General features: G+C 45.6%; 16 protein-coding genes. 11 read left to right on the forward strand and 5 right to left on the reverse strand.

The features are described 5' to 3' along the window. Positions 1 to 33: 33 nt before the first annotated feature. The 3 genes from IEW88_RS08850 to asnB all read right to left on the reverse strand — a co-directional run bounded on the left by IEW88_RS08850 (position 34) and on the right by asnB (position 4,170). The gene (locus IEW88_RS08850; RefSeq protein ID WP_053425967.1) at positions 34 to 294 is read right to left on the reverse strand and encodes a VF530 family DNA-binding protein; all 261 of its coding nucleotides are present in this window, start codon (positions 292 to 294) and stop codon (positions 34 to 36) included. Next, on the reverse strand, positions 257 to 2,275 hold the full coding sequence (locus tag IEW88_RS08855; protein ID WP_185148560.1) for a hypothetical protein: 2,019 nt from the start codon (positions 2,273 to 2,275) through the stop codon (positions 257 to 259). The genes IEW88_RS08850 and IEW88_RS08855 overlap by 38 nt, the downstream gene beginning before the upstream one ends. Before the next feature lie 230 nt (positions 2,276 to 2,505). Next, complete coding sequence (gene asnB, locus IEW88_RS08860) at positions 2,506 to 4,170, reverse strand: asparagine synthase B (RefSeq protein WP_147903681.1); 1,665 nt, start codon at positions 4,168 to 4,170, stop codon at positions 2,506 to 2,508. 297 nt (positions 4,171 to 4,467) lie between these two features. Here asnB and IEW88_RS08865 point away from each other — a divergent pair, with 297 nt between their 5' ends. The 9 genes from IEW88_RS08865 (at position 4,468) to IEW88_RS08905 (ending at position 15,455) form a co-directional block, all read left to right on the forward strand. Continuing rightward, positions 4,468 to 5,292 (forward strand): DUF3025 domain-containing protein, encoded by an 825-nt coding sequence (locus tag IEW88_RS08865; RefSeq protein ID WP_147903680.1) that lies wholly within the window; start codon positions 4,468 to 4,470, stop codon positions 5,290 to 5,292. 39 nt (positions 5,293 to 5,331) lie between these two features. Then, positions 5,332 to 6,132, forward strand: coding sequence for an ATP-binding cassette domain-containing protein (locus tag IEW88_RS08870; protein WP_147903679.1), 801 nt, complete (start codon positions 5,332 to 5,334; stop codon positions 6,130 to 6,132). Further along, on the forward strand, positions 6,133 to 7,335 hold the full coding sequence (locus IEW88_RS08875; RefSeq protein WP_147903678.1) for an ABC transporter permease: 1,203 nt from the start codon (positions 6,133 to 6,135) through the stop codon (positions 7,333 to 7,335). 124 nt (positions 7,336 to 7,459) lie between these two features. Further along, positions 7,460 to 8,209 (forward strand): NUDIX hydrolase, encoded by a 750-nt coding sequence (locus IEW88_RS08880; protein WP_147903677.1) that lies wholly within the window; start codon positions 7,460 to 7,462, stop codon positions 8,207 to 8,209. 428 nt (positions 8,210 to 8,637) lie between these two features. Further along, entirely contained in the window at positions 8,638 to 10,275 is a 1,638-nt protein-coding gene (locus IEW88_RS08885) for a P-loop NTPase fold protein (protein WP_147903676.1), read from the forward strand. Positions 10,276 to 10,600: 325 nt separating this feature from the next. Further along, a complete protein-coding gene (locus IEW88_RS08890; RefSeq protein ID WP_147903675.1) occupies positions 10,601 to 11,398 on the forward strand; it encodes a hypothetical protein in 798 nt (265 codons plus the stop codon). A 326-nt stretch (positions 11,399 to 11,724) separates the two neighbouring features. Then, positions 11,725 to 12,258 (forward strand): NAD(P)H-dependent oxidoreductase, encoded by a 534-nt coding sequence (locus tag IEW88_RS08895; RefSeq protein WP_053425951.1) that lies wholly within the window; start codon positions 11,725 to 11,727, stop codon positions 12,256 to 12,258. 24 nt (positions 12,259 to 12,282) lie between these two features. Then, positions 12,283 to 14,100 carry a monovalent cation:proton antiporter-2 (CPA2) family protein gene (locus tag IEW88_RS08900; RefSeq protein WP_147903674.1) on the forward strand — a complete coding sequence of 606 codons (1,818 nt, stop codon included), beginning with the start codon at positions 12,283 to 12,285 and terminating at the stop codon, positions 14,098 to 14,100. A 197-nt stretch (positions 14,101 to 14,297) separates the two neighbouring features. After that, the gene (locus IEW88_RS08905; RefSeq protein ID WP_147903673.1) at positions 14,298 to 15,455 is read left to right on the forward strand and encodes a GGDEF domain-containing protein; all 1,158 of its coding nucleotides are present in this window, start codon (positions 14,298 to 14,300) and stop codon (positions 15,453 to 15,455) included. 68 nt (positions 15,456 to 15,523) lie between these two features. Here the strand turns inward: IEW88_RS08905 and rimO are convergent, their stop codons facing one another. Continuing rightward, a complete protein-coding gene (gene rimO, locus IEW88_RS08910; protein ID WP_147903672.1) occupies positions 15,524 to 16,924 on the reverse strand; it encodes a 30S ribosomal protein S12 methylthiotransferase RimO in 1,401 nt (466 codons plus the stop codon). Positions 16,925 to 17,166: 242 nt separating this feature from the next. Between rimO and ahr the strand changes: the two genes are divergently transcribed. Continuing rightward, entirely contained in the window at positions 17,167 to 18,168 is a 1,002-nt protein-coding gene (gene ahr, locus IEW88_RS08915; RefSeq protein ID WP_147903671.1) for an NADPH-dependent aldehyde reductase Ahr, read from the forward strand. Positions 18,169 to 18,316: 148 nt separating this feature from the next. Further along, positions 18,317 to 19,654 carry a DUF2252 family protein gene (locus IEW88_RS08920; RefSeq protein WP_147903670.1) on the forward strand — a complete coding sequence of 446 codons (1,338 nt, stop codon included), beginning with the start codon at positions 18,317 to 18,319 and terminating at the stop codon, positions 19,652 to 19,654. A 64-nt stretch (positions 19,655 to 19,718) separates the two neighbouring features. Here IEW88_RS08920 and IEW88_RS08925 read toward each other — a convergent pair whose 3' ends face one another. Then, a complete protein-coding gene (locus IEW88_RS08925) occupies positions 19,719 to 21,566 on the reverse strand; it encodes a cytochrome c/FTR1 family iron permease (RefSeq protein ID WP_147903669.1) in 1,848 nt (615 codons plus the stop codon). Positions 21,567 to 21,606 lie beyond the last annotated feature (40 nt).

Below are 21,606 nucleotides of genomic sequence, written 5' to 3' on the forward strand. Positions count from 1 at the left end.
TCTGTACCGGGCTTTTTATTGAGGAGCTGTAGCTTACTCTGACTTTTGAGTTTTTTGATACAACTTCAATTTGATAAACAGCTCTTCCACTTGGGTTCTGGCCCATGGCGTTTTACGTAAAAACGTCAGGCTGGATTTAATGCTGGGGTTGTTACTGAAACATTTCAGCGGTATTTGCTTTGCTAAAGGCGCAAAACCGCCATGCTGTTCAAGCAACAGCTCCAGAATTTGCTGCAGGGTGAAACCATGCAGCGGGTTATTGTGTTGTGGCTGATTTGGGGCTTGGGTTGCCATAAGGACTTTGCTCTGTCGTCGCTAGAGGCCGGAACTGGCCGTGGTAGTTTTCATCGTCTGTGCCAATCATCAGCGCGGTTCCTGGGATCAATGGGCTTGGGCTGGCCAAAGCTTCGACTTTAAAACCATCGATTTGCCATAGTACAGGCCGTTCAGCCATTAAGCTAATCGGCTGTTTTGTTGACGGATTCACCAGTGCCAACGGATACACAGCACTGGTAAAAGGGCCGTTATCTGAGCTATCAAGTACAGCGCTAGCCCAGAGTACGTCGCCTTCGAGATGTAAGTCGGCTATCACTCTGTTGTAGTTACGGTTTTTCACCGCAGTCGGGCCTGTCACCTGAATTTTCTGGCTATTCCACTGCAAACTGGCTGCCGCTATGTCCAGTTCGCCCCATTGCAAAAATCCTGCAGCTGTTGCTGAACCACGTTCACCTAAAATCACCAGATAGCGGTTCACATCTTTTTTCGCACAGGCCAAACCTTCAACGTTATCGCCATCCTGCTCCGGGCTGCTGTCACGCTCAACCGGTAATTCGAAAGTGTTCAGCACCTGTGCATAGGTAGGGAAGACTTTGATATGAAACAGTCGGCCGAACGAGCCTTGCCAGGTGCCACTTTCTGCTATTAAAAACTCGCCATTTTGGCCCGGTAAAGCACAGATAGCTTCTAAATCGTTAGACGCCTGACCGGCTGGCCAGTTAGTGACAAATAAGTTCTGTGCTGTCAGTTGTTGATCCTGATTCAATTGGATCAGCGTTAACCTGTCACCCTGGCGTTGAATTTTTTTATCTTGTACCGCCAGATAATGGTTTTGGTCCAAAGCGGCTAAACCACTGATCGCAGGTAAGGCGGTTTGAGTTTTAGGCCGGTACGGCGTGTACCAGCGTGGGTCAACCGGCATTTTAAACAGCAGTGGCGACATACGTTTAAATTTATCGGTATGGGTGCCGCACTGAATATTATCGCCGTAGTGTTGTTTCCACGGGTCGTTAATTAAATACACTGTGCCGTTATGAATAGTCACTGCTTCCAGCGCTGTTTGCACCAGTTTGTCGTAGGCAGGGCAAAGGCCACTGTCATCTGTACTGACATAAAAACTCAGCTTTTGCACAAAAGGTGGAATACGGTTGGTTAAATCAAACACCCATAACTCATCGTCATTGCGCGCTACTGCGACTAAATAACCCGGATGGCCTAAAATCGGACTAGGTAAAAACTCAATACCATTAATAGGATGATCGTTGTCATCCAGCACAGGTAAAGTGAGGTTGGCGTCTATCACTTTGACAAAATTATCGCGTAGCCAAAAGTCCTGAGTTAAACGGGTTTTAAATAATCTGGGTTTATTGACCATGTCTTGTTCGAGCGCCAGATATAAATTCTGGTGGTCATCCACAGCTAAACCTTCAATACCGTCATTCGGAAAATTACCTACTTTGGCCTCCAGCGGAAACTGCACAGGTCGGATTGCCACAATTTCGGCACGGGTTAAGGCACTGTCGACCTGAATTTTTAACAGCAGAGTAGGGTAAGCCGTTGAGTTGGACTGATTAAACTTTTTTGCACACTCATTACTCAACTGATAAGCCGACGCATCTTCTGTCACTGTGATTAGGGTCGTGTCATCCAGCCTGTCCCATGTCAAAGCTTCTAAATCGGGCTTATCTGCTAAATAGTTGTAAAAGCAGCTGCTTTTTAAGCTGTCTGCTACTGTGATTTGAATCGGCTGAGTAATAGCTGTGGCTGTGTTGGGGTCGATACGGAACAGCTTCATCCGCGTGCTTTCATGAGCACTTTGATCACCCACCACCACCAGCTCTCCTTTTCGGAAGGTGACGCCTGAGGTTTGAGGGTCGAGTAAGGTTTGTTTTTCTATATCGGTAAGCCATTGGCCTGTCAGAGCCGTTTCTGCATTCAGATCCCCACTTAAGCCAGCAAGCAGCACTATAGTGAACAGGGATTTGGATAAATTGATCACAGTCGTCGATCCATAATTCAGGGCACATTCAGATGGCGCCTAACATACGATCTACCGGACTATTTCGCTAGCGAAACCCGATAAAAACGCATTATTCGCCGAAAAAAAATACAATCAATTGAGGAATAGCAGAGGATGAAAAGAAAAGCCACAGAAAGGCAGTGCTAATCTGTGGCTTTTCATCTGTATTAAGTCCTCACCTGAATCACTACGTCAGATGAGAGCTCATATCAATAGGCTTGTTCGTGAACATCCCGCACTGCACGACCTGAAGGGTCTGTCATTTGTGCCATTTTCGCATCCCAAGCCAGAGCTTCAGGCGTAGAGCAGGCGACCGACTTACCGCCAGGCACGCAGGATATTGCGCCAGGGTGAGGGAAATGCTCTTCAAAGATCACTCTATAGTAATAGGCTTCTTTGCTGTCCGGTGTATTGACCGGGAAGCGGAAGGCCGCTGTAGCCATTTGCTGATCCGTCACTTCTTTTTCAGCATGTGCTTTTAAGCTGTCGATCCAGCTGTAGCCCACGCCGTCTGAGAACTGCTCTTTTTGACGCCATAAAATTTCGTGCGGTAACAAACCATCGAAGGCCTGGCGCAAAATGTGTTTTTCCATTTTGCCTTTGCCACACATTTTCGCTTCAGGATTTAACCGCATGGCGACATCCATAAAGTGCTTGTCGAGGAAAGGCACGCGGGCTTCAATACCCCAGGCTGACATAGCTTTGTTAGCGCGGTTGCAGTCAAACATATGCAAGCGGTCCAGCTTACGTAAGGTTTCTTCGTGGAATTCTTTGGCGTTTGGCGCTTTGTGGAAATACAAATAGCCACCAAAAATTTCGTCAGAACCTTCGCCCGACAACACCATTTTAATACCCATGGCTTTGATTTTACGGGCCATTAAGTACATAGGGGTTGAAGCGCGAATGGTGGTGACATCATAGGTTTCGAGGAAATAAATCACGTCGCGCAAAGAATCTAAACCTTCCTGCACAGTAAAGAGCACTTCGTGGTGCACTGTGCCTATGGCATCCGCTACTTTACGTGCTGCCACTAAGTCAGGTGAGCCTTGTAAACCCACAGCAAAAGAGTGCAGGCGAGGCCACCAGGCTTCAGATTGACCATCATCTTCCACACGATTACGGGCAAATTGCTGAGTAATAGCCGAAATCAGTGATGAATCCAGACCTCCTGATAACAACACGCCATAAGGCACGTCGGACATTAAATGGCTTTTTACGCTCTGCTCCAGAGCAGCGCGCAGTTCACCTAAATCAGCCGGGTTGTCTTTGACTGCATCAAAACTTTGCCAGTCGCGCTGATAGTACTTCACCAGTTTGCCTACTTTGCTATCAAAATAGTGACCAGGTGGGAATTCCTGCATTTGTTTACAGACAGGCACCAGAGCTTTTAATTCAGAGGCCACATACAGCTGACCATGTTCGTCGTAACCGTAATACAGCGGAATAATACCGATATGGTCACGGGCAATCAGGTAACGATTTTGCTCTGCGTCATACAGAATAAAAGCAAACATACCTTGCAGCTGATCAATAAAATCAGCGCCGTGCTGTAAATACAAAGGCAATATCACTTCACAGTCCGATTTGGTCTGGAACTGATAGTCGACGGTTAAGTTTTTCTCTAAATTTTTGTGATTATAAATCTCACCATTCACTGCCAGAATGTGATTTCGATTTGGATTAATCAGGGGCTGAGCGCCATTTTCAGTATCTACAATCGCCAGACGCTCATGCACTAAAATTGCATTGTCGTTGTTCCATACACCCGACCAGTCTGGTCCACGGTGGCGTAATAACTTAGATAACTGTAGCGCCTGCTGGCGCAAGGCTTTAACATCAGTCTTGATGTCAAGCACCCCGAATATCGAACACATGATGGGTAACCTCTAATTAATTATTTAAGCGTTTCCCCTAAGTTATTGGCGTTGCAGAGAGGCGACAAGCGAACGAGTCCCCATGAGCATAGTTGTCCTATGTGATTGGGGCGAGCGAACGCAGGCAACAAAGCTGCAGCGTCAAGAACGACGGGCAAACAGATTTTGGCAGTATGTACGTCTAAACGTACTCCTTGAATTTGCCAGCTTACGGGAAAATTGCAAGAGGTTTTTCGTGCTTTTTACAGGTAATTGCTACGGTATGGTTTCAGTACAACAAACGGTTTTTTCTTATTCATGCAAAAAAACAACGTAAATTCGCGATTCACAGCACCGCTGGAATGGCAGCCAGAGCTTTTTGCTGAGCCCGGGCTATTCAGCGCTTTAGCCGATATTTTTCCTTTAGCAGAACAAACAGATTTCCCATCCCCAGAACTGCTGACCTTATGGTTACATCGCTATACTGCATTAAAAAATTGGAGCTTTGTCGATAGCACTGTGCTGGACCAGGATGGCCGGTACTATGAGGACTTCATTTATCAAAGTCAGCAAATTCCAATGCGTGCCAACAACTGGCATGACTTTTTTGGCGCTTTAATCTGGTGTTTATTTCCTCAAAGTAAAAAGTTGATGAACCAGTTGCATATGGCGCAAATTCAGCAATTTGGCAACAAAGAACGCTCTAAGGTGCGGCATAAATTAACCCTGCTGGATGAATGTGGCGTGCTGCTTTGTATCAAACCATCACAGCGTTATCTGCTGGATTTGCTGCGTGATCAGCAATGGATACAAGCTTTTTATCAACATAAAGCTCAGTGGAAAACACTTACACCGCTGATGTTTGGCCATGCCAACTATGAAATGGCGACTAAGCCTTTTATTGGTTTAACAGGCAAATTATGGTGTATTGAACTACCGGAACATACAGCGTTGCCTGAAGGTATAAAAGGTTACAATTTTGTTGATGAATTATTGGCGAAACAGCTTGTGTGCACAGAACTGTTACTTGATAATCAACAGCTTAGTCCGTTACCTTTGTTAGGTGTTCCGGGCTGGTACAAAGAGCAGGGATTGGCTTTTTACGCCGACACCAGCTACTTCAGACCAAAACGACAGACCTGACTCATTCAAAGCAACAGAAGCATCAGCAGGGAATAAGGCATGATAAAAATAGAAGCTCTGGCTAAATCTTTTGCCATCAGTCGTGGCCAAAAGCTGTCAGACAGCGAAAAACAAGATGTTCGCTACAGCAAAGAAGCGTTTCATTCGGTCCGTAATGTCAGCTTTGAATGCGGTTCGGGCGAAGTATTGGGCTTATTGGGTCCGAATGGCGCTGGTAAAACCACCACTTTACGTATCCTCTCAACGGCGTTACAGCCAGATTCTGGTTCTGTGCTGATTGAAGGCGTCGATGTGTTAAAGCAGCCGATACTGGCGCGGAAAAAAATCGGCTTTTTATCCAGCAGTACAGGCTTGTATGGCCGTTTAACGGCTTATGAAAATATCGCTTATTTCGCCCGTTTGCATGGCATGAGCGAAACTGCATTAAAACAGCGAATTGACGAGCTGTTCACGCTGCTGAATATGCACGACTTTGCCAACCGAAAAGCAGAAGCTATGTCCAGTGGTATGAAACAAAAAACCGCCATAGCCCGCGCCGTAGTGCATTCGCCTAAAGTGGTGATTTTGGACGAACCTACCACAGGCCTGGATATTATGACCACTCAAACCGTGCTGGACTTTATCCGCAGCCTGAAACAGCAAGGCACGCCGGTCATCTTCTCCACTCACCATTTGGATGAAGTGGCCTCTTTATGTGACAGGGTGGTGGTGATAGATAAAGGCATCAGCGCATTTTCCGACAGCTTTGATGTATTTAAAGCCTTAAGTGCGGACGGTGACTTACGCCAGTCTTTTATGAATGTGATTCATCCGACAGGACAAAACAGGGAGTACAACTAAATGTGGCAAGTCTATTTAAAAGAGCTGACCGAATTACTCCGCGATAAAAAGACCATGTTTTTTGTTATTTTGCTGCCGATCCTGGTGTTCCCTGTGCTGTTTGGCATTATGGGGCTGGTGGTTGCCAATGTAGCTAAAAATGCCGAAGCTGAAGAGCACAGGTATGTGATTATCAACGCCGATAAAGCGCCAGAGCTGGCTGAAGCCTTGTTTTATCATAAAAACTTTAAAAAAGTAGAGTCGGACCTGACTGATCCTGAAGCCTTAAAACAAGCCATTCGCGACGATAAATTTGATTTAGCTATTATCATTGCCGACGACTTTAGTGCGGATGTGGCGAACCTTTCGCAAAGCCAATGGACAGTGATTTACAATATGTCGTCACAGCTGGATATGATTGACAGATATTTCAATGAGTTACTTCGGGATTACAGCAAGAAGCTGCAACTGGCCAAGCTCGATAGCTTAGGTGTGGAGGCGGACAAGGTAGATGCCTTACTGCAACCTGTGAAGCTGGAAAAAGTAAATACAGCAGAAAGCCGTGAAAACTTAGGTGAAAAAATCGGTGGTTTTGTCGCTTATATCCTGATCCCTTTGTGTTTAATCGGTTGTTCTTACCCTGCTGTTGATATAGGTGCAGGCGAAAAAGAACGCGGCACTTTAGAAACCTTATTAATATGCCCGATCAGCAGAACCTCTATCGTGTTAGGTAAGTTTTTGACAGTACTAACCACAGGCCTTGCTTCTGCACTTATTACTGTCAGCAGCTTTGGCGGTTGGGGTTATGTCATAGGCTCCCTGATGGGCGTGGATATAGTGGCGAAAACCATGTCGACTTTGGGTGTAGCCGACTTGCTGTTGATCCTGATGATGCTGATCCCGCTGTCAGCCATTTTCGCAGCTTTACTATTATCGCTCTCTATTTATGCCCGCAGCTTTAAAGAAGCACAAAACTACATTGGTCCTTTGAGCATGATGGTCTTTATGCCGTTGATTGTTGCTTTAATGCCTGGCGTAGAACTGAGCTGGGCTATGGCGATGTTGCCTATAGCGAACGTGGCTTTGGCGATTAAAGAGCTGATTAAGGGCACTATGGATGTCGGCATGCTAGTAGTTATTTTTGGCTCAACAGTAGTGATAGCAGGGGCTATGTTGGCCTTTTGTGTCAGCTGGTTCCAAAAAGAAAAAGTATTGTTCAGATAACACGGCAAATCCTCTTTGCTGTGGGGCGTGGCTTGTCTACCCCCTAAGTCTGTCTTATTTAATGTAGGGGCGTCGTTTATCGGCGCCCGTCTCGTTTCTAATCCTATGCAGAGTCTATCGTCCAATGAAGTTATTTGACGCTATCGTAAATCCCTACAACGGCTGCTACATAGGGCCAGCTCAATTACCTGATTCTGCCGCCGAATTTGCCGCTCGCCTGGCCGCCTCTGTCGACGTATGGCAGCATCAGCATGCTTTAGTCTGGCTTGAGATACCGGCCTGCCGTTCAGAACTGATTGCTGCAGCTGTTGCGCTTGGTTTTAGCTTTCATCATTGTGCGCCCGACCAACTGATGTTATGCAAAAAGCTACAAGCCGATAGTTATTTACCTTTAGCTGCGACTCATAGCATTGGGGTAGGGGCTGTGGTGTTATCTGCCGCTGGCAAGGTGTTACTGGTGCAGGAAAAACCACTGCCAGGCAAACGCCCTGGTTATTTTAAATTGCCAGGCGGCATGGTGGATGCCAAGGAGCATCTGGCAGACGCTGCAGTACGTGAAGTGCAGGAAGAAACCGGAGTAACAGCCCGTTTTGAAAGCTTTTTAGGCTTACGCCACCATCATCAGGGGCAGTTTGGCGCATCGAATTTGTATATGGTATGCCGCTTAACAGCCGAAGAAACTGAACCTAAACCCGACCCACGCGAAATACTACAAGCGCGTTGGTTCGACTGCGCCCACTACCTGGCCGACCCCAACGCCAGCCCCTACAACAAGCTTTTGGTACAAACGGCCTTAACTGGTGCGCGACTTTCCAGTCAGAAAGTACCGGGTTATATGAAAAGCCCTGACGAATATGAGATTTTTATGGGGTAGGTTTAGATTTAAAGGCTTTTAGTTCAAAGGGGAGAGGCTATTCGAATTGTGTTTTGCCATAAAATGGCTATTCCCTATAGTGAGTAGATTGTCTGGGGAGAAGGCTGCTTTTTATCCAGTCTATCGCTTGAACCGGGATGCAAAAGGCATTCGAATTTAACCCCAAGGTCATAGGTCGCTCAATATCAGTTCAAATTATCCGGTTAATTGAGCGTCTGGTATGAGCGAATTGCGGACATTAGCATACTCATTTCTGCATATTTATCATTCAGACAATTTGCTCGTTTACTTTTTGAGAACGGGAGTTTACCTTACCAAGGCGTATCCAAAGCGGTTTAGCGATATTGATTGTTGAGCAGAAATGACCGCATCCTTCACAGTTTATCCCCTTTTGTTTGTAGTAGTCTGCGAAAAATTGGAGCTCCCCCATGTCGACTGAATTCGTTAAGCAACAAATCAAAACGTTTTTATCTACGTCAGCACCAGAGGTATTAGCTATAAAAGGTAATTGGGGAGTAGGTAAGACACATTGTTGGGACAAGTGCATCGAAGAATTTAAGGATGAATGTGCCTTAAAATCATATTCCTACGTATCTCTTTTTGGTGTCAATTCCATTGACGCACTCAAGCAATTGACTCTTCTTAACGCTATAGACACCCAAACTATTGGACAAAAAAAGAACGCAAAGGCCCAAGCAAAGATATGGGCAGAAAGATTTAGAAGCGTAAAGCTACCAATAATAGACCAGTATATAAGTGGTATTGGAGAGGCTTTTAGTTCACTTTCCCAACTAGCCTTGAAAGATACAATAATTTGTTTTGATGATATTGAAAGACATAGTACTGGGTTAGAAATTAAAGACTTCATGGGGCTAATTTCCTACTTTAAAGAGAGAAAAAATTGCAAGATTGTGTTGTTACTAAATGAAGACTCGACAGATGAAAGTTTTCAAGACTACAAAAAATACAAAGAGAAAATTGTAGATAGACAATTGCACTTTGAACCCACCGCAGAGCAGAGCTTTGACACCATGTATGAAACCGATTTTGAGTTTCGGAGCTACGTGCGTGATTGCTGTATAGGTCTAAATATTAAGAATAAACGAGTAATAATAAAAATAGTGGAACACACAAAGGAATTCTTAGCGCTTGTAGATACTTTTGATGACGAGATAAAACGACAAGTCATACATTCAACTGTGGTGTTGAGCTGGTGTTATTACTGCCATGGTGAAGATCCTGAGCGTATCCCTGAATTCAAATTTGTTAACCGCTCTGGGTTGAGAAAAAAAGACGAGAGCCATGGCTGGGATGCAAAAAAAGCAAAAAGTTGGGACAGATTTTTGAATTCCTATGGCTTTCAGCTTACCGATGAAATTGATTTAGCTGTCGCACATAGTATTGAGCAAGGTTTTCTGGATAAAGAAAAACTTATCACACTCTGTCAGCACAAACAGAGAGAAGTTGATCTTAGGAAAGAAAATACCAAGTGGAACAAAGCGTGGGAAATCTACCATTATTCTTTCGAGACTAACGATGATGAAGTTGCAGAGGCAATGGATGCGGGGATGAGAGATATTGCTTCAACTACTTCATGCTCTCAGTATAGTGATGGCTTGAAGGTTTTGAGGGGTATAGGTAAAGATGAACTAGCTGACGAGCTTGTTTGTTTTTTTATAGATAAAAGAAAAGCCACCCCTGAAATATTTGATGTGGATAATGTTATTCGTAATCCGTTCGGTATTCGTGATGAAAATTTCAAAGATGAGCTTAGAAAGGCATATTTGCAGTTTAATCCGAAGCCTACAGTTACCGATGTTTTGAATAAAAGAAGAAAATCAAATTCATACAATAGTTCAGAGGCAGAGATACTCAATGAGCTAACTGAGGAGCAGATGTATGATTTGTTTATGAGTTTCAAAGGTGAAGATTTAACAGATTTCATTCGAGTATTCTTACTCATCTCTGGCAGCTGCCAAGAGCTTGCACAAAAAATCACCAACACACTGGATAAGATTTCTAAAATGAGTGTCTTGAATAAATTAAGGATGTCTAAGTTCTACTAGTAGAAGCCAATGGTGAACTATTAGGGTCAGGTCTTGCGTCTTGCCCGCTGAATTCAGTTCAAAACGGTTAGCAATTTCCTATGTTTTTATCCGCTATTTTTTGGTCAAACACATTGAACAAATTACCCAGGGCAAGGTGCAAGACCTGACCCCAAAGGCTATTTGTTTTCATCATGTATTAGCCACCACCAATTGTGAATAAACTTCTATGTAGTAATCAGTTAAGTAACATGATGCAAATATGAATAGCAGAAAAATGAGAGCGGCTGTAATAGAAAAAAGACATAATCACTCTTAAATAAATTGATAAGTGAACAGGATGACCTTGACCCAAAAATTTTGTATTTTTTGCAACAGCAGTGGCTTGACTAAAGAGCACTTTTGGCCAAATTGGCTTGGAGAGCATATAGGTAAACAGGAGTCAGCCAAGTATATTGAAGGCTCTATCCAGGCCACTCCGAAGTTAGATGACTCGGACGAAATTATTAACACTCGCTCAGGTGGTGTAGAGACTAAAAAATTCAGGGTCGTATGCGCCACCTGCAATAGCGGATGGATGAGTGCTTTGGAAGAGAAGGTTAAGCCAATTCTTCAAAATGCTATTACAACTTGCGATATGAGGCTGAATGAACAGCAACTCCATTTTTTTTCGAAATGGATAGTAATGAAAACGATGCTTGCTGAACATACAAAGCTGAATACTAGTTCAACTCCGAAAGTAGACTTGCAAAGGTTTGGTGAAAAACAAACGATCCCCGATTACTTTAAGATTTATGTAGTAAAGCATGATATGAACGAGATTTTTGCTTACTCGCGAACCTCTGTGCGACTTGGAACCGTTGCGACTAAGGCTGCACACATAGACCGAACAGATAACAACACCCAAGCGACTTCCTTTTTATTAGGGAAGCTGTTCATTTATGTTTTTTCATGCACCGAGCCAACAGTCAATATTTTGAATGATTTTAAACTAAACCAGTTGAAGCGTATAAAGTTAGAGGAAAGTAGACAGTTGTGTTTTAAATCACTTAAAACGCTAGAGGAAAGCGCGATACGGCGTGTTATTTTTGCACTCGACAGTTTTATTAACTCACCACGCACGGTATCGATACTAAGTGGCTGATGTTCAATTAACCAGTGCATGAGCGAGACATTTACTAATAGTAAATTACGCTTAGAAACTATGTTATGTTTGGGCAATAAGTTTTGGAAATTAATCGCTAAGAATGGAATGAATGTCTGTTATTGGCACAAAGTGACGATTAAGCAGACCTCTCGATACCACCCGCCAGTCAACTCAACCTATCTGGCTATTTTTCAGGCAAATTCGCACTGAGACACACAGCTAGGCCTCATCTGTAACACTGCTTTATTTCTGCCACACCCTTGCCAGAGCCAGGTTGTTCATAAACACTAGTGCTACTGTTTTTAACGGACTATCGGCGCTTTATGATTAGCTTGTTGTATGCCCATCCTTATGCCCGCCATGCCAGGTTGGAACAAATGATGCTTAATGCTGTGCAGCACTGGCCTGGGCTTGAGCTGCGCGATTTGTATCAGTTGTATCCTGATTTTTATATTGATGTAGCACTTGAGCAAAAGATGCTGGCCCACAGTAAGGCCATTGTGTTGCATTACCCTATGCAGTGGGGCTTGCCGCCGGCTTTATTAGTGCAGTACCTGCATAAAGTGTTTCAGTATGGCTGGGCTTATGGCAAAGATGCTTCCGCCGGGCCTGTGATGTCGCTGCAGGGAAAAGGCTTTTGGTTAGTTACTCATGCAGTCGCACCCCAGCATGAATTAGACCCTTGTTATCAGCAGACTATGTTCACACCTTTGCGCCAACTGGCTTTATCTTGTGGCATGGAATGGCAACAACCCCTGATGCTGCCCGAGTTAACCGACAGCACTATTGCCACAGAAGCTGCCGAATTATTCCGCTCTGGGCTGGAGCAACTTTCTTCGGCCATAACGCTGGACTAACAAAGCAGCACTAAAGGACTGAGTATGCATCTTAACGTTCTGACTTATTTAATGATTTACCTGGCCGCTATGGTGCTGGTGGTGCCTTTAGCCAAGCGCTTTGGCCTTGGCGTTGTGCTGGGGTATTTATTAGCTGGTGTAGCGCTGGGCCCGGCAGGTTTTTCTATTGCCAGTAATACCGACGACATTAAGTTGCTGGCTGAGCTGGGTGTGGTGCTGATGTTATTCAGTATAGGCCTGGAGCTGGATGCAAAAAAACTCTGGGCCATGCGGCACAGAGTCTTCCTGTTTGGCTCATTGCAGGTGCTGGTCTGTGCTTTGGGTATAGGCCTTGCCACCAGCGTACTGGGGTTATCGTACGCGCTGTCGGTCTTTATTGGTCTGGCTTTGGCTTTGTCGTCCACTGCTGTGGCTGTGCAACTGATGAAAGATCGCAATTTAATGGGCACTCAGACCGGGCAATCTGTGTTTGGTGCCTTGTTGCTGCAAGATATGGTGGCCATTCCACTGTTGATTGGCATCAGTTTACTAGCGCCTTCGGCCGATACAGCTGAATTTAAAGCCTTACCTGCTTTAGCTGCTGTAGTGGCCGTTATTTTCACTGGCCGTTATCTGATTGGTTATTTGCTACATTGGGTAGCCCATTATGGTTCGCGTGAATTGTTTGTTGGCCTGGCTTTATTACTCGTGATAGGGGTGATGGAGCTGATGACCATAGTTGGGGTCTCCGCAGGTTTAGGGGCTTTTATTGCCGGAGTGCTGCTGGCCAGTTCTGAGTTCCGTCATCAGTTGGAGGCTGATTTAGAACCCTTTAAAGGTCTGTTTCTTGGGCTATTTTTTATCACCATTGGGGCAAGTATCAATATGCAGCTGCTCAGTACACAATGGCCACTGATCAGTTTGTTATTGTTGTTATTTGTCGGATTAAAACTGCTGCTGTTGTATGGAGTAGCCCGGGTTATACACATTGCTGCGCCGGAGCGATTGAGCTACGCCGTTTTGCTTGGGCAGGGGAGCGAATTTGGCTTTGTTCTGGCTGCTTTGGCAACAGCAGGGGCGCTGCTTAGTGCGACCGAAGGTGCCATGTTAAATTTATTAATCGCTTTGTCTGTTGCCGTCTCACCTCTGTTAATGAAAGCTCTGGATGTCTGGTCAGCCCGCCAGCAGCATACACCGCTGCAGAACACCAATGTTGAAGCTTCCGACAGTCCGGTCATTATTGCCGGTTTTGGCCGTTATGGTCAGATTATGGGGCGCTTGTTGTTGTCCAACGGTGTGGTGCCTACAGTGTTGGACCATGACTCTGACACTATTCAAACCATGACGAAATTTGGTTTCAAGGTGTATTACGGCGATGCGAGCCGGATGGATGTGTTGGAGGCCGCCGGCGCTCTGCATGCCAAAATTCTGGTGATTGCGGTGGATGACGTGCAGGCGATCAACGCTATTGTCAGCAGTGCGAAGCAGCATTTTCCGCATTTAATCCTGATGGCCAGAGCCAAAGATGTAGCGCATATCTATCAGTTACGTCAGTTAGGGGTTGACCACATTGAGCGTGAACTGTTTGAAGCTTCGTTGCGTCAGGGCAGGGATGTATTAACTCAGCTAGGGATGGGACAGTATGAAGCCAAAGAGCTGGCGGACCGTTTCAGGGCTGCAAACTACCAGCTGATTGATAAAATGCAGCTGGTGCGTGAACAGCAGGACGAGAAAAGCTACATTCAGTTGCTCAGGCAAAGCCGGGAAGAGCTGCAACGTCAGTTGGAACGAGAGAGCAGGGATGCACCGCAGCGTTATCAAGGTGGATATTCATCTGCTGACCATCGGAAAAATACAAGTTAGCACCAGCATAAACACAGGCCAGCACCTAGGGTTGTGAGGCTCACTTCGTTGCCAGGTGCGCGACAGGCCTTAGTTTATCAGCGCTAAATGGTATAAAGCGACAAGCTAAGTTGTTTGTAAATAGGAAACTCAAAGGGCTATACTGCCATCGTTATCTGATAACGGAGTAATTAGTTATTAATTTTCATGGATTTGAATTGCATTTACCCACGCTGTTGCTGTTAACGCTGCTGGTAAATGTGATGATTGGCTGCTATCTGGCGATGGTGTATTTGTTACGTCGTCATGATCAGAGTTTTCTGTTGTGGTCTGTCGCCTGTTTTGTTTTTGTCGCTGGTGGTTGCGCTGCCGGTGCAAGATACTATATCGACCAGCCTCTGATCACTTATCTGCTGGCCGATATTTTGTTACTGCTCTCTCCTGCTTTAGTGGTGACAGGGCTGGTCTTATTTTTGCGTGGGCAACTGAGCGCCAGATCCAAACAGCAAGTGGCTTTATTACTGACTTTGTACCTACTGCCGCTGAGTATGCTGTATCAGGTCAATAATGCTTCAACAGCATTAACCTCATTCAGCATTGCTGTGATCTTTATGTATGCCATAGTGCTTTTAAAAAAAGCCCGGTTAATCCCGGTTTTTCCTATTTATGTACTGCAATTGTTTTTTGCTGTGCACGCCCTGTTGATGTTATTTCAGGTTGTGTTGGTTATACCATTGATAGGCGAAGACTACAGAGCCTTTAGTTCACCTGGTTTGCAGTGGGTCTTGTTGGGCCATGTGCTTTTAACCACCAGTACAGGGCTGATGTTGCCTCTGTTGTCATTTTCTCATACTGAGAATCAGCTCCTGCGCCTGACTGAGCTGGATGATTTAACCCAGTTGTTGAACCGGCGAGAGTTTTTAAAAAGAGCTGAACAGGCTTTATTGCAAAACAGGCGACTGCAGTACAGTGTGGTGGTGCTGATGATTGATTTGGACCACTTTAAGCAAATTAACGATAGATGGGGGCACGCCATTGGTGATTTGGCTCTGAAAAAAGTGGCCGATTTACTTAAAGTGGGGCTTCGCACTACAGATTTAATAGGGCGATTAGGTGGTGAGGAGTTTGCGGTGTTAATGCCGCACACCAGCGCTGAGCAAGCATCTGCCATTGGTCAGCGTTTGTGTGAACGTATCGCGCATCATGCCTGGGAAATTGAAGCCAGACCGGTGAAATTAACGGTCAGCGTTGGGGGTACTAGTTGCGTTGGTGCCTTGCGGGACCTTAAAGAATTATTAGCCGATGCCGATCAGGCCTTGTATCAGGCTAAGGCTCAGGGGCGTAACCGTATCGTTTTTGGTTCAGAACATATCTGAGGATTTATCTGGCGAATAAAAAAACGGCCAACAGGCCGTTTTTCTTTAATTGCAATTTAGTTACGCACTTATTCGACTAAGCTGCCCCATAAATCGTATTCGTCAGCTTCTTCAATCACTACATCCACCAGATCGCCCGGTTTTAATGAGGTTTCACCATTTAAATACACAGCGCCGTCAATTTCAGGAGCATCTGCGAAGCTGCGGCCTATGGCGCCTTCGTCATCCACTTCATCAATTAACACTTTGATAGTACGGCCAATTTTGCTTTGTAAACGAGCGGCGCTGATACGCTGCTGAGTTTCCATAAAGCGGTGGTAACGCTCTTCTTTCACTTCTTCCGCAATTTGATCCGGCAAGTCGTTGGCTTTAGCACCTTCCACCGGGCTGTATTTAAAGCAACCAACACGGTCGAGCTGTGCTTCTTCTAACCAGTCTAATAATTCCTGGAACTCTTCTTCAGTTTCACCTGGGAAACCGACGATAAAAGTAGAACGAATGGTCAATTCAGGACAAATTTCGCGCCATTTTTTGATGCGCTCCAGCACGCGGTCAGACTGGCCTGGGCGTTTCATCAGTTTTAAAATACGTGGGCTGGCATGCTGGAATGGAATATCCAGGTATGGCAATAACTTACCTTGCGCCATTAATGGGATCACATCATCGACATGCGGGTACGGATAAACATAGTGCAAGCGAACCCAAATACCTAAATCGGCTAATGCTTCACATAAAGATTGCATAGAGGTTTTGACTGGCTGGCCGTTCCAGAAGCCTGTGCGGTGTTTTACATCCACCCCATAAGCGCTGGTATCCTGAGAAATAATCAGCAGCTCTTTGACACCGGCTTTTTGCAGTCGTGCTGCTTCGTCCAGTACTTCGCCAATAGGACGGCTGACTAAATCACCACGCATCGAAGGAATAATGCAGAAAGTACAACGGTGGTTACAGCCTTCAGAAATTTTTAAGTAGGCGTAATGTTTGGGCGTTAACTTAATGCCGTGATCCGGTACCAGCTGAATAAATGGATCGTATTTTGGCTTAGGCACAAAATCATGCACCTGCTTTAATACGTTTTCATAAGCATGTGGGCCAGTGATGCCTAATACATTTGGATGCACTTCACGGATTTCATCTTCACGCGCGCCCAAACAGCCTGTCACTATCACTTTACCGTTTTCAGCCAACGCTTCGCCTATGGTATCTAAAGATTCCTGCACTGCGCTGTCGATAAAACCACAGGTGTTGACTATGACCAATTCGGCATCATCATAGCTTGGAACTATTTGATAACCTTCAGTTTTTAACTGAGTCAGGATGCGCTCTGAGTCCACCAGGTTTTTTGGGCAACCTAAGCTTACAAACCCAATTTTTGCGCCTGAGCCATTGGCTTGTGCCTGTGCGGTCAGACTTTTCACTGGCGTTTCCAGTGTGGTGGTTTGTGATGGGTCAAAGGTTTCGACTGTCATGTAAATCCTGCAAAGTAAAATGGCCGGAAAAAAAGTGCGCGGATTATACCTGAATCGGTTAGAAGAAACAGTCTTTGCTGTATGAAAAATGTTCAATAGAGGGGCTTATCTTCGTATCCTGGAGTGGATCCAATTAAAGTCGCTTAAAAACCGCAAAAATATACCTGATAGCTCTGTCAATCGACTGATCTTCGCTAATACTCTTGGCGTAGTTTACTTTTCGTTTAATTGGAGAACACTTGATGATCAAAGCTTATGCTGCACATAAACCTCATTCACCTCTGTCGGTGATTGAGTATGATCCGGGCCCGTTGGGTCGTCAGGAGGTGGAAATTGACGTGGATTACTGTGGTATCTGTCACTCCGATTTATCAATGATCAATAACGAGTGGGGGATGTCGGCTTACCCTCTGGTCGCAGGCCACGAGGTTGTAGGGCGCGTCGCAGCTGTAGGTTCTGATGTCAGTCACCTTAAAACAGGTCAGGTAGTCGGGTTGGGCTGGCATTCGGGTTACTGTCATCACTGCAGCAGCTGTGGTAGTGGCGATCATAACTTATGTGCTACAGCACAAGGCACCATAGTCGGCCGTCATGGTGGTTTTGCTGATAAAGTGCGGGCTAACGCCGCCAGCGTGGTGGCTTTACCCGAAGGGATGGATGCAAAAACAGCGGGTCCACTGTTTTGTGGTGGTATTACCGTATTTAACCCACTGGTGCAATTTGATATCAAACCCACTGATAAAGTGGCGGTGGTGGGTATAGGTGGCTTAGGCCATATAGCGCTGCAGTTTTTACGGGCTTTTGGTTGTGAAGTTACGGCTTTTACCTCCAGCGAGAGCAAAACGGCCGAAGCGAAAGAGCTAGGTGCCCATCATTGTATTAACTCCAGAAATGCAGACGAAATAGCCGCAGCGGCAGGGCGTTTCGACTTTATTTTAACCACTGTCAATGTGAAGTTAGACTGGAACTTATATCTTTCCACCCTCAAACCTAAAGGCCGGCTGCATTTTGTTGGCGCCACCTTAGAGCCTTTGGATATCAATGTGTTTAGTCTGATTGGCGCACAGCGCTCTGTTTCAGGTTCGCCTGTTGGTAGTCCGGCGACTATCAAAAAGATGCTGGATTTTGCTGTACAACATAAGATCCAGCCTGTGGTGGAAATGTTCAAGTTTGACCAGATCAATGAGGCCATAGCTCATTTAGAAAGTGGTAAAGCGCGTTATCGTGTTGTATTGGAACGATAACCTTTTCAACGTCAGTTACAGCGGGCACTGTTCAGTGCTCGCTGCTTCATGTCAGGCTGTTGTTGTGCTTTGTTACAAAACTACCACTTGTTTTTGTGCCGACTAGCGTACTATCAATAAATAGATGCAAGAATTTATTGAGGATGTTATGCAATCAGAGTCACGTATTCAGCAATTACAACAGGAATTCAAACGCACAGATTCAGTTACACCTGGCCTGGATCCTGCCCTGACCAAACATCAGAAAATGGCATTAAACCCCTTCCGCTTTTTACGCGGCAGTTCCGGGCTGTTTTATGCGGATATCAAAAATTCAGTACTGAAGTTGCCTGAGCTATTAACGACGAAAATCCCGCTGACCACAGTAGTAGGGGATTGTCATTTATCCAACTTCGGTTTTTTTACCGAAGAAGGCTCGTCCGGGGACAGAGTGATTTTTGCCCCCAACGATTTTGATGATGCCTGTGTTGGTCATGCGGTTTGGGATTGGAGTCGTTATGCGGTGAGTATTTTATTGGCTGCGGAGTACTGCCAGGGTTTAAAGCAGCAACGTTATGCCAATGACAACAAGCTGGAGCTGGATACTCTGCAGGTGGTGTCTGCCAAAGATGCTGTGCAAGCAGTGCGCGCCTTTTTGCTGGCCTATACAGCTCAATGTCAGGCTATTTTGGAAGAGCCAGAATTAAGGTATTCAGTACTGGACGATTTTCCGAAAAATCATGTACTTAAACCTGTGTTAAAAAAAGCAATTAAACGCTCAGCCAAAGGTGAAGACTTTTTACGTAAAAGTACCTTAGCCAAAAGTGTTGACCTGTCGGCCCGGCCTCTTTGCTTTAAACAGGACTCTGCGAAATTCATCCGCTTACCATCCGAGCTCTACAACGAGGTGGAGTCTGGCTTCCGGCCTTATGTCAGCGACGATATTTTGGATATAGTGACCCGCCAGGGTGCTGGCACTGGCTCGTTGAATATGCAGCGCTATTATTTGTTGGTTGGGCCAAAACATATCCATTCAGAACAAGACTTAGCGCTGTGCCATGTGGTCGAGGCCAAACAACAACGTGACGCTGCACCTTTGTACTTCTTCCCTGATTTAAGTCCGGTCAACCGTTTAAATGCGGCCCATTTAACGGTGGATTGTCAGAGATTAATGCAACGCCGGCCAGATCTGGTGTTGGATGAACATTACTGGAATGGTGCTCATTATTTGGTGCGTTCGCTGCATCACGCCAATGTGGATGTCGATCCGGAAGATGTCTGTTTTGCTGAAAAAGCGCCAGGCGAAGAACTGGCCGAGTATGCCGAGGCCTGTGGACGAACTTTGGCCTTAGCACACAGCAGAGGCGACAGACGCTCATTCCGCTTTGAACAAGCCGTAGTGAAGTACTTACCTAAAGCGACAGATGCATTAGTGCAGGCTTGCGTGGACTACGCAGAGCAGCAAAAAACAGACTGTGAGTTACTGGCGGGACTATTAAGCAGCTAACTATGAAAATGGGGTCAGATCACATTGTTAACAGTTAACAATGTGATCTGACCCCATTTTTAGTTTAACCTTTGCGGCTACGAACCAAATACACCAAAGCTATCAGCACTAAAACTGACTGTAAAATTACACCCTGAGTATTAGGGTAGAAACCTAACCAGCTAATAGTAGGCAGGTTCAACTGACTAACTGATAAAGTACCAGCCTCCTGCAATGCAGCAATACCTTTGCCCGCCATGACGATGGCCAGAACCAGCATCAGCAAAGCAGTGCTGCCAAAGAAGGTTTTCAGTGGTAACTTCAGCGCGAACTTAAACACTGCCAGACCTAAAATAGCCAGCAGCACTAAAGCTGAAGCTATACCAGCGATAAAGCTTTGCTGTGCCTGTTCTCCGCCCTGCAACCACAAGGCCTGATAAAACAGAATAGTTTCAAAGGCTTCACGGTAAACCGCTAAAAATACCACCAAACCTAAACCAAAATAAGCACCGCCTGATACGGCATTTTGTACTTTATGCTGGATAAAGTTACTCCACTCTTTGGCGCTGGTTTTGCTGTGCATCCAGAATCCCATGTAGAACAAAATAGCAGCTGCGATCAGTGCGGTATAACCCTCGGTCAGTTCACGGGATGCACCTGAGATATCAATCACAAAACTGGAAATAAACCAGGTCACAACACCTAATGCCAAAGCACCCACCCAGCCAATGTGCACAGTGTGGCGCAATGCGGGTTTATCGGTTTTTACCGCGACGCTGTAAATAGCAGCTACCACCAATAACGCTTCTAAACCTTCACGTAATAAAATCAGCAGCGCAGCCAAAAATACACTCATGCCACTCAATTGTGTTTCTGATAACTCAGCCTGAGCTTGTTTTAACAGGCTTTGAATTTCGGCAATACGAGGTGCCACAACATCTTTTTGCGCCGGGTCTTTCAGGAGTTGGCGCAGGCCCATCATGGCGTGTTCAATCTGGTCACGCAGCTCAACATTGACTGTCCCCAATGGGTTTTCGACCAGTTCAAAACCATCCAGATAAGCTGACACAGCTTGGTCATAAGCTGCTTGTGGATTTTGGCTGTATAAATCAGCAGAGAGTTGTAATTTCTGCTGCGCTATCACTAGCGGATCTTTACTTTGGGCCTGGAAAAAACGCTCTGGCTGGCTTCTGAACAGGCTCATCAGCTCTGCGCCAAAGTCAGGGTAGAGTTTGATCACATCCTTTGGAGTCGCGGTCAGTAAATCTTTTACTGCACCGCTTTCAATCATGGCCTCTGGTACTTTAGTGGTATCTAAACCTTTTCCCGCTATATGACCGACATAAAACGCCAGATCCCAGCGGCTTTGTTCATCCAGATGAGCGAAGGATGCCATGCCGGTGTCCGCTACACCTAAAGTAATGGTATTAAACAAACCATAAGCACTGCGGGCCTGATAACGTTCTACTTCATGAAAGTTAGTAGGGGCAGGGTCCATCTGAGCGCCAGCTACGCCATCACCCATAGCTGTTGCGCCATGACAAGCGGCACAGTTGGTGGCAAACAAGGCTTCACCGCGTTTTAAATCCGGGCTTTGTTTAGGCAAAGGAATGGAGGGCATGGCCGCAATGACGCTTTGACGCATCAGGGCAGTTAAGGCCTGAATATCTTTTTCTGCTGCTTTATCAGCAATGAGTTGTTTTAACTGAGCAGATTGTTGCTGCAATGCTTCGGGGGCTGTGGCAACTTCTTCTGCTATTAAAGATGAGAACTCCTGCATTTCACCGTATTCAGCTTCGCTGACGATCTTGCCATCTACCACTGCCGCGCTGTAGTCAGCACCAATATATTCAATGTATTGGATCAGTTTATCCGAAGCGAGTGCTGGAAAAGCCAACAAGGCTATCCAGACCAAAACTACACGAAGTGCCATAATTCACCTATATTTATCGCTTTAACAAGAATTATTCTCA

The sequence above is a fragment of the Rheinheimera tangshanensis genome (genome assembly GCF_014645135.1).
GTDB lineage: Bacteria > Pseudomonadota > Gammaproteobacteria > Enterobacterales > Alteromonadaceae > Pararheinheimera > Pararheinheimera tangshanensis.

Bases quoted from the DNA above. Each gene is read 5' to 3' on its own strand.
- IEW88_RS08850 (WP_053425967.1), bottom strand. From the start codon at position 294: ATGGCAACCCAAGCCCCAAATCAGCCACAACACAATAACCCGCTGCAT.
- asnB (WP_147903681.1), bottom strand. From the start codon at position 4,170: ATGTGTTCGATATTCGGGGTGCTTGACATCAAGACTGATGTTAAAGCC.
- IEW88_RS08865 (WP_147903680.1), top strand. From the start codon at position 4,468: ATGCAAAAAAACAACGTAAATTCGCGATTCACAGCACCGCTGGAATGG.
- IEW88_RS08870 (WP_147903679.1), top strand. From the start codon at position 5,332: ATGATAAAAATAGAAGCTCTGGCTAAATCTTTTGCCATCAGTCGTGGC.
- IEW88_RS08875 (WP_147903678.1), top strand. From the start codon at position 6,133: ATGTGGCAAGTCTATTTAAAAGAGCTGACCGAATTACTCCGCGATAAA.
- IEW88_RS08880 (WP_147903677.1), top strand. From the start codon at position 7,460: ATGAAGTTATTTGACGCTATCGTAAATCCCTACAACGGCTGCTACATA.
- IEW88_RS08885 (WP_147903676.1), top strand. From the start codon at position 8,638: ATGTCGACTGAATTCGTTAAGCAACAAATCAAAACGTTTTTATCTACG.
- IEW88_RS08895 (WP_053425951.1), top strand. From the start codon at position 11,725: ATGATTAGCTTGTTGTATGCCCATCCTTATGCCCGCCATGCCAGGTTG.
- IEW88_RS08900 (WP_147903674.1), top strand. From the start codon at position 12,283: ATGCATCTTAACGTTCTGACTTATTTAATGATTTACCTGGCCGCTATG.
- rimO (WP_147903672.1), bottom strand. From the start codon at position 16,924: ATGACAGTCGAAACCTTTGACCCATCACAAACCACCACACTGGAAACG.
- ahr (WP_147903671.1), top strand. From the start codon at position 17,167: ATGATCAAAGCTTATGCTGCACATAAACCTCATTCACCTCTGTCGGTG.
- IEW88_RS08920 (WP_147903670.1), top strand. From the start codon at position 18,317: ATGCAATCAGAGTCACGTATTCAGCAATTACAACAGGAATTCAAACGC.
- IEW88_RS08925 (WP_147903669.1), bottom strand. From the start codon at position 21,566: ATGGCACTTCGTGTAGTTTTGGTCTGGATAGCCTTGTTGGCTTTTCCA.